Here is a 12,135-nt window from a genome sequence, read left to right on the forward strand (position 1 = left end):
AACCGGCTTCCGCCGGTTTTTTTTATGCACAAGGATGTGCGGTATGCCGAAAATGCATGGAGCGATTTTCGGTTATGCACAGGGATGTGCGGTATGCGATCAGGCAGTGGCGATGGCTTTAACCTGAGCATTCAGGCGGCTCTTATGACGAGCGGCCTTGTTCTTGTGGATAATGCCTTTGTCAGCCATGCGGTCAATCACTGGAACCGCTGCAGTGTAGGCTGCTTTGGCAGCTTCAGCGTCTTTGGCTTCGATGGCGCGAACCACTTTTTTAATGGAGGTACGAACCATGGAACGCAGGCTTGCGTTGTGCTGACGACGGTTTTCCGCCTGACGGGCGCGCTTCTTTGCAGAAGGAGAGTTAGCCATTATGGTGCTCCTTGAAAGTCGATAAAATCGGGTTGTCTCAGGGCGGCTCAGGGCACCCTGCAGGGAAATAGGGGTTGCCGCAGTTACTGTAAAGGCCCCGGGTAAGGCATTTACAGCCCAAATCCCATATTTAAGTCGCGGAACTATGCCGATTTACCCGGGGGTTGTCAATACGGCATCCTGCCTGTATGCCTGAGGGAACGGCCCCTGCTATGGTTTCTGGTCCGGGAGGGTTTTATTTGAAGCCATGTATCAGTAGGCAATTTGTATTACCTTGGATATGATGATCGATTTTTTTACTAACGCTGTTTTTCAACCGGGCATGAAATGACTGATACTGCCGACCAATCCCTTTCAGGCTTTAATGACAACGGGCCTAATCCTGAAAAGACGCCTGGGCTTTTGAGATCAAGTCTTGTGGTTGGCATGATGACCATGCTTTCCAGGGTGCTTGGGTTGGCTCGGGATGTGGTGGTCGCAGGTTATTTTGGTTCATCCGCCGCTGCAGACGCCTTCTTTGTGGCCTTTAAAATCCCCAATTTTCTGCGTCGGCTTTTTGCTGAGGGGGCCTTTTCCCAGGCGTTTGTCCCGGTTTTGTCGGAATACCGGACCCAGAAAAGCTTTGACCAGGTCCGGGAACTGGTGAGCCGGGTCAGTGGTACTCTGGCGGGGCTGCTGTTGCTGGTCACGGTGGTCGGTGTACTGGCGTCCCCCATAGTGATCCGGCTGTTTGCCCCGGGGTTTATGAACGAACCGGAAAAGCTGGCGCTGGCCGGTGAAATGCTGCGGATTACTTTCCCCTATCTATTGTTAATCTCTTTGACTGCGTTGGCGGGGGCTGTTCTGAACAGTTACGGGCGTTTTGCTGTTCCTGCTTTTACCCCGGTGTTATTAAATCTGAGCCTGATTGGTTCAACCGTATTGTTGACCCCCTACTTTGACCAGCCGGTGATGGCCCTGGCCTGGGGGGTGGCCATTGCCGGTGTTTCCCAGTTGCTGTTACAGCTGCCTTTCCTGTTACAGATTCGATTGCTACCGCCCCCTAAATGGGGGATGAAGCATGAAGGAGCCCGTCGCATCATGGTGCTGATGGTGCCGGCGCTCTTTGGTGTATCGGTCAGTCAGATCAACCTTCTGCTGGACACCGTTCTGGCTTCTTTTCTGGAAACCGGCAGCGTCTCCTGGCTGTATTATTCGGATCGGCTGTCAGAGTTGCCGCTGGGTGTTTTCGGGATTGCCATTGCTACTGTGATTCTGCCCAGTCTGTCCCGAAAGCATGCCCAGGACTCCGGAGAGCATTTTTCCAGAACATTGGACTGGGCCATTCGGCTGGTGCTGTTGATTGGGGTTCCCGCGGGGGTAGCCCTCTTTATTCTGGCAGGGCCATTAATTGCGACCCTGTTTGATTATGGAGAAATGCAGGACCGGGATGTGCTGATGTCAGCGCTGAGTCTAAAGGCTTATTCTATTGGGCTGATCGCTTTCATGCTGATCAAGGTGCTGGCGCCGGGTTATTTTGCCCGACAGGATACTCGAACCCCTGTGAAAATCGCCATCAAGGCGATGGTGGCAAACATGGTGTTTAACCTGATGCTGGTGTTTTCGTTACAGCATGCGGGGCTGGCACTGGCGACAACGATGTCGGCATTTATGAATGCTGGTCTGTTGTATCTCGGGTTGAGAAAAACGAATGTTTACCGGCCAGCCCCCGGTTGGCCGGCCTATCTGATTCGCCTGGGGCTTGCCAATGGTGCCATGGCCCTGACGCTGTTCTGGCTGGCTGCAGATATGCAGCATTGGCTGGATTGGACGTTGCTTCAGAGAGTGAGCCAGACGGCGCTTCTGGTGGTGGCCGGTATGGTGGTGTACAGCGCGGTTTTGTTGCTGGCGGGGGTTCGCCCAAAGCATTTCCGGCATTGAGTCTCTTATTAAAGATGAGAGTGCTTCCTGCTGCAGGAGAACCCTTCTCCGGTGACCCGACGGGGTTGCTGGGGTATAATCCATCGCTTTGTCGAGAGGCTGGTTGTGTTTTGTTGCTGCTCATTCTTTAAAGAGGGCAGGCATTGGAAGCGCGGCGGTTATTTTTATCACCCGGTTTGGGCGCCTTTTCAGGGTATAGGCGGCTGAAGTTTACTACAGGAAATCAGGGAGTCTGAGCCTCTCAATGCAGTTGATCCGCGGATTGCAGAACATCCGGCCAGAACACCGGCAGTGTGTTGCCACCATCGGCAATTTCGACGGTGTTCATGCAGGCCATCGAACCATTCTGGAAGCTTTGAAGCAGCAGGCTTTTGAAACAGGAGCAAGGGTCTGCGTTATTACCTTTGAGCCCCAGCCCCGGGAGTTTTTTCTGGGAGAGGATGCGCCTCCCCGGTTATCCAGCCTGAGGGAAAAATTGGCGCTTCTGGCTGAGAACCATGTGGATCAGGTCCTTTGTCTGCCTTTTAATGAGAAGCTGAGAAGCCTCAGTGCCGATGATTTTGTCTTCAAGGCGCTGGTGCAAGGCCTGGATATCCGCTATCTGATTGTAGGGGATGACTTCCGTTACGGTTGCGATCGCAAAGGCGACTTTGGACACCTTGAGGCCATGGGCGATCGCCACGGATTTGAGGTGTGTGATACCCAGACGGTGCTGATGCAGAAAGGACGGATCAGCAGTACCCGTATCCGGCAGGCTCTGGCCGCTGACCAGATGGTGGAAGCCGAACGAATGCTGGGCAGGCCTTTTACGATGATCGGGCGGGTGGTTAAAGGTCAGCAGCTGGGCAGGACGCTGGGTTTTCCTACCGCCAACATCCGGGTGTGCCGAAGACAACTGCCCCTGAAGGGAGTTTTTGCGGTTCGTACCCTGGTGAACGGGCATCGTTTCAATGGGGTCGCCAACCTTGGGGTTCGACCCTCGGTGTCGGGCACCCGTCCCTTGCTGGAGGTCCATATGCTGGACTTTAAAGGGGATTTATACGACCAGACACTTCGAGTGGAGTTTGTCGACAAAATCAGGGATGAACAGAAATTTGAATCGCTGGAAGCCCTGCAGGCAGCGATTGCCAATGATATTGAAACAGCCCGCAGGCGGTTCGCTTCCTGAGCCTCCTTGGCTTAGAGCAGTGTCAGCATAATCTGGCATTTTTTGAAAAGTTTTGAGAGAAACGGCCGCCAACAGGGCAGCGTTTCCACCCTGATTAGAAAATTGTAGAGATTCCGGTAAACAACTATGTCCGACTATAAGCACACATTGAATTTGCCGCAGACCGACTTCCCGATGCGCGGCAATTTGGCCAAGCGGGAGCCGGAAATGCTCCAGCGCTGGCATGATATGAATCTCTATGAAGACATTCGCAAGGCCCGGGAAGGGCGCGATAAGTTCATTCTTCATGATGGCCCTCCCTATGCCAATGGTGATATTCATATCGGCCATGCGGTTAATAAAATCCTCAAGGACATCATCATCAAGGCCAAAACCCTCAGTGGTTATGATGCCCCTTACGTGCCCGGCTGGGACTGCCATGGTCTGCCCATAGAACATAAAGTGGAAGGTATGCTGGGTAAGGCGGGCGATAAGGTGGATTTCAAGACGTTCCGCAAAAAATGCCGGGAATACGCATCCAAACAGGTGGATGGCCAGCGTGAAGACTTCAAACGGATGGGTATTCTGGGGGACTGGGACCGCCCTTACCTGACCATGGACTTCCAGACAGAAGCGGACATCATCCGGGCCCTGGGCCGGATTGCCGACAACGGTCATCTGGTGAAAGGGTATAAGCCCGTTTACTGGAGCGTGGTGGGTGGGTCAGCCCTGGCCGAAGCAGAAGTGGAGTACCAGGATAAAACCTCAACCCAGATTGATGTCCGTTATGGGGCTGTGGATAACGCGGATCTATTGAGCGCTTTCACTTTTGAGGGCGAGCAGGGTGAGGGTGAAGTAGCCGTCGTGATCTGGACCACCACCCCCTGGACAATTCCTTCTTCCCAGGCGGTCAGTCTTGGGGAAGGGCTGGATTATGCCCTGGTTCAGTGCCAGGTGAACGGATCACCTGCGCGCTTGATTCTTGCTGAGGCTCTGGTGGCCAGTGCCATGGAGCGATACGGGATTGAAGATTACCGGATTCTGGGGCGTGCCAAAGGCGCTGCACTGGAAAACAAATCGGTTGCTCATCCGTTTTACCAGCGGGAGCTGCCGCTGATTCTGGGTGATCATGTCACCATTGATGCCGGTACCGGTTGTGTTCATACGGCGCCTGACCACGGTGTGGATGACTTTAATGTGGGGCGTCACTATGGCATTGGAACCCTGAACTACCTGGACGACAATGGCTACTATCGAAGCCATGTTGAACGGTTTGCCGGTGAGCATGTCTATAAAGTCGACCCGAAGGTGGTTGCAGTACTGGTGGAACAGGGTCGTTTGCTGGCGGAAGAAAAGCTGAGCCACAGCTACCCCCATTGCTGGAGAACCAAGACCCCCCTGATTTTCCGGGCGACCCCCCAATGGTTTGTGAGCATGAGTAAGGAAAAGCTGCTTGATCACGCCATGGGCTCCCTGAACGGTGTTCAATTTACTCCGGACTGGGGGCGTAACCGCATGGAAGCCATGCTGGGGCAGAGCCCTGACTGGTGTATCTCCCGCCAGCGTACCTGGGGGGTTCCCATCGCGCTGTTTATCCATAAAGACACTGAGGAGTTGCATCCTGATACCTCTGAGCTGATTGAAAAAGTGGCGCTCAGGGTTGAGAAGGAAGGGATGGATGCCTGGTTTGATCTGGAGCCAGCAGACTTGCTTTCAGCAGAGGATGCGCAGCAGTACGTCAAGGTGACGGATACCCTGGATGTCTGGTTTGATTCTGGAGTCACTCACCACTCTGTGCTCAGGCGCCGTGAAGACCTGGCCTTCCCCGCAGACCTCTATCTGGAAGGGTCGGATCAGCACCGGGGCTGGTTCCAGTCATCCCTGAAAACCAGTATTGCCATCAATGACGAGCCTCCCTATAAAGGTCTGCTCACCCATGGCTTTACGGTAGACGCCAATGGCCGCAAGATGTCGAAATCCCTGGGGAACGTGATTGCGCCCCAGAAGGTGTTTAAATCCCTGGGAGCCGATATTCTGAGGCTCTGGGTTTCTGCCACTGACTACACGTCTGAAATGACCGTATCCGATGATATCCTCAAGCGGACTGCAGACAGTTATCGTCGTATTCGTAATACGGCCCGATTCCTGCTGTCAAACCTGACTGGATTCAATCCTGAAACCGACGCGGTGGCCTGGGACGATATGCTGTCACTGGACAAGTGGGCTGTTGACCGGACACTGATGCTTCAGAAAGAGGTGATCGAAGCCTACGACAGCTACAACTTCCTGTCGGTCTACCAGAAAGTGCATCACTTCTGTGCCCTGGATCTGGGTGGTTTCTATCTGGATATCATCAAGGACCGCCAGTACACCACTCAGTCCGACAGTCTGGCCCGCCGAAGCTGTCAGACCGCCATGTACCATATCATTGAAGCCTTTGCCCGGTGGTTGACACCCATCACCAGCTTTACCGCCGATGAAATCTGGCAGGCCATTCCCGGCCAGAGAAGTGTTTCTGTGCTGCTGGAAACCTGGTACGAAGGGCTAAACAGTCTGGAAGGCGATGAGTTGGGCCGGGAGTATTGGAATGCCATCATGGAGGTGAAGACCGCCGTCAACAAGGCACTGGAAGATGCCCGTGGAGCGGGAGTGATCGGGGGCTCTCTGGAAGCAGAAGTGACCCTTTACGCCAGTAGTGAATTGATGGAAAAGCTGAACCGACTGGGTGATGAGTTACGCTTTGTACTGATTACTTCACGGGTGGATGTAAAGCCATTGTCTGAAGCTCCTGAAGAGGCTGCTGGAACGGATCTGGATGGATTGAAAGTAGTGGTCAGCAAATCCGCCCATGAAAAGTGCGAGCGATGCTGGCACCGCCGTGAGGACGTTGGTAGCGTGGAAGCCCATGCTGACCTCTGTGGTCGGTGTGTTGAGAATGTTGAAGGCTCTGGTGAGCAGAGGCAGTTTGCCTGATTGCTGAACTGAACGCCCCGCTCCGCCGGGGTATGTACAGGGATGTATTGTATCCCGGGAATGCCTGGAGCAATTCCCGGGGTATGGCCAAGGATGGCCTGTATGCTGGCAACGCACAACCACAAGGATGTGGGAGTTAGAGTGACGCAGGATGCCAAAACCGTGGAGCGGTTGTCAGTGTATGTGCAGGGATGTACTGTATCCTGAAAATGCACGACCATATGGATGTGGGAGCTAGAGTAACGCAGGGAGCAGTTACCGTGGAGCAATTTTCAGGGTATGCCCAAGAATAACCTCTATCCTCAAAAACAAAACTTTCCATATAACCGGCAATGCCTATTCTCTTATTGAAAATAAATTACTCTGGTTTGCACTGTTTTATTGGTACTATCGTTTTCTTTGGTGTTTCTGCTGATGTTACCCCTTGTCTCTCGGGTGTGGTTAAGCGTCTTTTTCGGTAATTAGCACTACCTTTGGCAGGATACAGGCCCTTAGTATTGACATAAGATGTGCTGATGGCATGGAATGATTTAACAGGACTTATCCATGAAGAGTAAAACGACAGGCAAGCTGCAATGGCTGTGGCTCAGTGCCTTTCTTCTGGGGCTGGATCAGCTGGTCAAGTGGCTGGTGGTTCAGGAGTTTTCTTTGTATGAGCAGCTTCAGCTGCTGCCGTTTTTTTCCCTGACCCTGGCTTACAATACCGGCGCTGCATTCAGCTTCCTGGGGGATGCTTCTGGCTGGCAGAGATGGTTGCTCAGCGGGGTCGCGATTGTGGTCAGTGTGATGCTGGTTACCTGGCTGCGGCAGCTCCGATCCGGGGAGAACTGGCAGGCCTGCTCACTGGCCCTGATTCTGGGAGGGGCGCTGGGCAATCTCTGGGACCGTTTGGTTCACGGTCATGTGACTGACTTTCTGCTGTTCTACTACAAAAACTGGTATTTCCCTGCCTTTAACCTGGCGGATATGGGCATTACGCTTGGGGCTGCAATGCTGGTGCTGGATATGTTTCGTCAGCATGAGCAGCAGGGGTGAAGGTTCTTCATTAGCTGAAGGCTCTGACAGCAAATAGGGTGATCTTACCTGCACCCTGGCTGCCCAGGGTATGAGGCAATAAAATAATGACAAGGCGAACAACGGGTCAGGAGAGTCGTGCTTGTGGAGAGGAGAGCAGTGACAGAGACGGTGATTGAAAAAGGCTGCCAGGTCAGCCTTCATTTTGCGCTAAAGCTTGAAGACGGCAGTGTCGTAGACTCTACTCAAGAAGACCATCCAGCCACTCTGGTTGTGGGGGATGGTAACCTGCCGGAGGGCTTTGAGGATGTATTGATCGGTCTGAAAAGCGGTGATGAGCAGGTTAACTCTGTGCCCCCGGAGAAGGCATTTGGTATGCCAAACCCCAACAACATACAGAGTCTGCCACGGACCAGTTTTGCCAGTGATATTGAGCTGGAAGAGGGATTGGTCATGTCTTTTGCGGATGCTGGCAATGGTGAATTGCCCGGTGTTATCCAGTCTTTTAATGACCAGACGGTTCAGGTGGATTTCAACCACCCGCTGGCGGGCAGGAACCTGCTGTTTGAAGTTCGTATTGTGAATGTTCAGCCAGCTTCGCCCTGAGAGCTGGATCTGGGCCTGTGCTTATGGCTGGTTATTAAAAAGCCAGCTATTGTATACCCTCCGGAATGTATTTCTCCGAGTACCGCTTTGCCGGCAGTAAGTCTGCGGTGAATGCCTGGAGAGTTGATATAGTAGAACGATCAGTAAAATAGGTTGACCATTATGAAAATCAAACTGGCGAACCCCCGTGGCTTCTGCGCTGGAGTGGACCGTGCGATTGAGATCGTCAACCGGGCCCTGGATGTGTTTGGGCCTCCCATCTATGTTCGCCATGAAGTGGTTCACAATAAATTTGTGGTGGAAAGCCTGAAGGAACGGGGCGCTGTCTTTGTGGATGAGCTGGACCAGGTACCTGATGATGTCATTGTCATTTTCAGTGCCCATGGGGTTTCCCGGGCAGTGGAGGAAGAGGCAGAACGTCGTGGGCTGAAAGTTTTTGATGCCTCCTGTCCTCTGGTCAAGAAAGTGCATATGGAAGTGGTTCGTTATGCCCGTGAAGGTATGGAGTGTGTCCTGATTGGCCATCATGGGCATCCGGAAGTGGAAGGCACCATGGGGCAGTTCGAAACCCGTTATGGTGGCAAGATGTATCTGGTAGAGAATGAGGAAGATGTCAGCCGCCTGGAGGTTTCAGACCCTTCCCGGCTGGCGTATGTGACCCAGACGACCTTGTCCATGGACGACACCGCTCGGGTGATAGCCGCCCTGAGGGCTAAGTTTCCACTGATTAAAGGCCCAAGAAAAGACGATATCTGCTACGCCACCCAGAACCGCCAGGATGCAGTGAAGATTCTGGCTGGAGAGTGTGATCTGGTGCTGGTGGTGGGATCGGTTAACAGTTCTAACTCCAACCGTCTCAGGGAACTGGCAGAACGTACCGGTGCCCAGGCTTTTCTGGTGGATAATGCCGGTGATATCCAGCCCGAATGGCTACAGAATAAAGGGGCCATAGGCATCACTGCTGGCGCGTCAGCACCGGATGTTCTGGTCCAGGGGGTGATTGGTCGGCTTCGAGAATTGGGTGCTGAAGCGCCCTCCGAGCTGGAGGGCCGTGAAGAGAATATTGTGTTTTCCATGCCCCGGGAATTAAAGCTTAAGGCGATTGGGGCTTGAGCTGAGCGGCTCTGCTCCTCTGGCCAGTGTGTGCTGGGGGAGTTTAACTTCTGTTTTCAGCTATTGGTATTGTCATTTATTCGATGGTAGCGATTAAGCGGTATCTCCTGCCTGTTTGCTGAGGTCTTTTTTCTAACCAGCCATGCTACAAAGCCTAAGCCTACAACCAAAGCTGGGACGACTATTGCACCGCATACTATCCCTGCAATGATTCCTCCCCCTAACCCTTCCTGTTTTTCCTCTGGATTAGTCCCATTCAGCCGGGACGCTGATGCTTCGATCGTTGAATTCACTGAAGGCAAAGTTGTGCTCAGGGGCAGGCTGGCCGGTTTTTCTGTTGAACTGCTTTTTGGTGCTTTGTTTGACCGGGTGGTGGATGGAGTCGGTAAGGGGGTTTGAGCTTGAGTCGAGGTTGATAAAAAGACAGGTGCAGGGGTTGCTTTAGCCGGGGTGGTTGATCTCGCTGTAGTCGTTACCTTTGCCGTTGTTGAGGTTGGGGGTTCAGTGGCAGTGCTGGTGGTTTCAGTAGTACTGGTGGTTGTTGAAGGCTCGTACTCTGGAGGGCATGGGGTGCCATCGGTAAAGGTAAAGCCGCCATGTACCCGTTTTCCTCTCAGGCCTTCACAGGGGGCTTTTTTTGAGCCTTTGTCATAGGTATTTTCCCTGCTGTTGGTGGATAGAGTGAGTTTTGAGGGGGTATATAAGGTGACTTCATCGTCAATGGTAATAGCGCCCCGGTCTCCCATCAATTGGTTGTTGCTCAGCCGTAATTTTAATTGCCCTTCAGCAATCAGAGAGTAACCTGGGTGGGTGAACCGATTACCTGTAACATCAAGGAAAGGAGGGGGATCATCAGACTCAAGCTCGGTCTCTCCATGCAGGCGTATGGCCGATACCATGTAGCCATTATTTTCATGGGTGCCTCTGGTTTCGGAGTCTTCTCTCGTTTCATAGTACTGGTTTCCTTGAATAAGTGCTTCTGTCAGGTCTGGTAGTGTGAGCGATATCATATCCTTGAAATACTGCCCATGATAATGATTGTTGACTATCGCTATGGTCTTTCTGGGAGAGCGGCTGGAGTCAGTCCTCTCTGCTCGATGATTGTAAGTGAATTTTATGGCTGAATGAGGAGAGGAGGTCTGAGAATAGCAGGAGATAAACTGATTCTCTTTAAATGAATATAGATAGTCGGAGTATGAGCTGTTAGCGGTATGAGAGACATTGACGGGGGGTACCGCCATTGCAACAAATTGATTTCTGTAAAGTGTCAGGCCTGGGGCTGTTGAAGGTTCTTCCTCATCAATTGCAACGTTGACGTACTCGCCATGCCAGCCTTTGTTGCCAAGGTTGTATCCCTTATCCACATGGACAACAGGCCAGAATGTAACACCTGAAATGAATACATTGTGTTCTGCAACCTTGAAGGTCACCTGCCGCTTCGAAGAAAGAGCGCTCCAGAGTTTTTGGGGTAGCCAGCTACTCTCATCAAGGTCTTCATACTCCTCAAAGTAGTGGTCAATTCCAACAAAATGCCCTTCAGCCAGAGAATTATCCTCTTTGAGTGGAACTCCTATAATCCGAATGCCACTTTCTAATTCAACCGTTTTTTTGGCTGTGAAATATTTTCTTTTTATAGGGGGAGACTTTGTCGTAGTATTGGCTGCAGCCATGTAGCCTGTTGTGTTGTTTCGGTTGTCAATTTTGTCTTCAGAACCCTCTTTCAAACATGTGTCATCCGCTTCCAGTTGCTTAGGATTAATGCCTTTATCAAAAAGCAACAGCGCTGTGAAGGGATCTTCATTAAACCAGACTTGCTGATCAAAACTGCTGTCCTCATCAATCCACAGGGCGACGCAGTCATCAATACGGATGTTCGGGTTATTGTCACGTATATCATTCAGTGTTTTTTTAGCTGCTTCTGAAAGGGCAGGAGAGATTACACCTGTGGAAGGGTCTTTTATATTCAGGCAATCGTGTGGCAGCGGAGGTTTTGTTGCTGGCGATGTGAGGGTTGGGGCAAGGGAAGAGGGTGAGGAGGTTGGTGAAATAGCCGGAGCTGACATAACCGGTAATATTATTGTAACGCCTATAAAAAGAGCACCAGATTGACACAGCCATCGTCTCAAAGAAACCATCATGAACTCCTGTATGGTAATGGAGAAGGTTTGATTTCGTTATATTAATAACTGTTCTTTTGAACCTGTCTGAACCAAGCAGCCTTTCAAGTAAACATTTCGAACCGGGAAGCAACCTAACCAGTATATGCGTTTTTAGATGTTTAATGCGTGAGCGTTAGAGCACTCTTCAAAGCTGTCTGCTGGCTTTTTATAATGGCACAAAATCAAAAAAAAACTATTGGCTTAAAGGACTATTAGTGAAGAGTGAACGGCTGGCTTTATTTCGTTCATGCTTAAGCCTTTTGAAGGAAGATAGGCTTGATACAATGGATTGACATCCATGGCTGTTTAGTTTCCTGGCCCCTATCTTCTCACTGAAGAGGCCAGGGCGCTTTTACTGCGCTGCATCAGTCAGGAGCCTCAATCCCAGGCGCTGGCAAGAGAACCGGTACCCGACTTTCTCCCGAGAGAATCCACGGTGAGTGCTGGTGCACTGCCATTACCATTCCAGACCAGAGAATTGGCCGTTGCGGTGGCCGTAAGGCTATAGCTTGAGGCGTCTGCTTCGCTGATGGTCAGATGAAAGAAAGCGGTGCCGGATTCCGGGCTCTGCTGATAATAGATTGCAGGGGCTCCGGTGTTTTTCCCATCCACTGCGGCACCGGAGTATGAGCCTCTCTGTGCCCGGTGACGCTCCATGGCACCGGCCAGTCCCAGCAGTGAACTTTTTGCATCTGCCACAGCGCTGTCCTGAACGTATTTCTGGTAGCCGGGCAGAGCAATCATGGCCAGTATGCCGATGACAGCCACTGCGATCATCATTTCAATCAGGGTAAAGCCGGTCTGTTTGCTCAATGGTTTACTCTCTCTTTCAAG

Annotated in this window: 9 protein-coding genes; 6 read left to right on the top strand and 3 right to left on the bottom strand. The window is 51.9% G+C overall.

Annotation, left to right across the window (positions count from 1 at the left end; all coding sequences use genetic code 11):
* Window positions 1–99 precede the first annotated feature (99 nt).
* A complete protein-coding gene (gene rpsT / locus ACNRUY_RS01795) occupies window positions 100–369 on the bottom strand; it encodes a 30S ribosomal protein S20 (RefSeq protein ID WP_488109924.1) in 270 nt (89 codons plus the stop codon).
* Window positions 370–696: 327 nt separating this feature from the next.
* Between rpsT and murJ the strand changes: the two genes are divergently transcribed.
* The 6 genes from murJ to ispH all read left to right on the top strand — a co-directional run bounded on the left by murJ (window position 697) and on the right by ispH (window position 9,142).
* Window positions 697–2,289 carry a murein biosynthesis integral membrane protein MurJ gene (gene murJ, locus ACNRUY_RS01800; RefSeq protein WP_488109925.1) on the top strand — a complete coding sequence of 531 codons (1,593 nt, stop codon included), beginning with the start codon at window positions 697–699 and terminating at the stop codon, window positions 2,287–2,289.
* 244 nt (window positions 2,290–2,533) lie between these two features.
* On the top strand, window positions 2,534–3,457 hold the full coding sequence (gene ribF / locus ACNRUY_RS01805; protein WP_488109926.1) for a bifunctional riboflavin kinase/FAD synthetase: 924 nt from the start codon (window positions 2,534–2,536) through the stop codon (window positions 3,455–3,457).
* A gap of 126 nt (window positions 3,458–3,583) precedes the next feature.
* Window positions 3,584–6,409 carry an isoleucine--tRNA ligase gene (gene ileS, locus ACNRUY_RS01810; RefSeq protein WP_488109927.1) on the top strand — a complete coding sequence of 942 codons (2,826 nt, stop codon included), beginning with the start codon at window positions 3,584–3,586 and terminating at the stop codon, window positions 6,407–6,409.
* Window positions 6,410–6,955: 546 nt separating this feature from the next.
* A complete protein-coding gene (gene lspA / locus ACNRUY_RS01815; protein WP_488109928.1) occupies window positions 6,956–7,444 on the top strand; it encodes a signal peptidase II in 489 nt (162 codons plus the stop codon).
* Window positions 7,445–7,567: 123 nt separating this feature from the next.
* Window positions 7,568–8,029, top strand: coding sequence for an FKBP-type peptidyl-prolyl cis-trans isomerase (fkpB, locus tag ACNRUY_RS01820; RefSeq protein ID WP_488109929.1), 462 nt, complete (start codon window positions 7,568–7,570; stop codon window positions 8,027–8,029).
* Between the two features lie 162 nt (window positions 8,030–8,191).
* Window positions 8,192–9,142, top strand: a complete 951-nt coding sequence (ispH, locus tag ACNRUY_RS01825) for a 4-hydroxy-3-methylbut-2-enyl diphosphate reductase (RefSeq protein WP_488109930.1) — start codon at window positions 8,192–8,194, stop codon at window positions 9,140–9,142.
* Window positions 9,143–9,198: 56 nt separating this feature from the next.
* Here ispH and ACNRUY_RS01830 read toward each other — a convergent pair whose 3' ends face one another.
* Entirely contained in the window at window positions 9,199–11,280 is a 2,082-nt protein-coding gene (locus tag ACNRUY_RS01830; RefSeq protein WP_488109931.1) for a hypothetical protein, read from the bottom strand.
* A gap of 399 nt (window positions 11,281–11,679) precedes the next feature.
* Window positions 11,680–12,114 carry a type IV pilin protein gene (locus ACNRUY_RS01835; RefSeq protein ID WP_488109932.1) on the bottom strand — a complete coding sequence of 145 codons (435 nt, stop codon included), beginning with the start codon at window positions 12,112–12,114 and terminating at the stop codon, window positions 11,680–11,682.
* Window positions 12,115–12,135: the final 21 nt, after the last annotated feature.

The sequence above is a fragment of the Endozoicomonas sp. Z74 genome (assembly GCF_057680865.1).

Excerpts from the sequence above, each read along its gene's own strand:
- ispH (WP_488109930.1), top strand. The coding sequence starts at position 8,192 with ATGAAAATCAAACTGGCGAACCCCCGTGGCTTCTGCGCTGGAGTGGAC.
- murJ (WP_488109925.1), top strand. The coding sequence starts at position 697 with ATGACTGATACTGCCGACCAATCCCTTTCAGGCTTTAATGACAACGGG.
- ACNRUY_RS01830 (WP_488109931.1), bottom strand. The coding sequence starts at position 11,280 with ATGATGGTTTCTTTGAGACGATGGCTGTGTCAATCTGGTGCTCTTTTT.
- lspA (WP_488109928.1), top strand. The coding sequence starts at position 6,956 with ATGAAGAGTAAAACGACAGGCAAGCTGCAATGGCTGTGGCTCAGTGCC.
- ribF (WP_488109926.1), top strand. The coding sequence starts at position 2,534 with ATGCAGTTGATCCGCGGATTGCAGAACATCCGGCCAGAACACCGGCAG.
- ileS (WP_488109927.1), top strand. The coding sequence starts at position 3,584 with ATGTCCGACTATAAGCACACATTGAATTTGCCGCAGACCGACTTCCCG.
- rpsT (WP_488109924.1), bottom strand. The coding sequence starts at position 369 with ATGGCTAACTCTCCTTCTGCAAAGAAGCGCGCCCGTCAGGCGGAAAAC.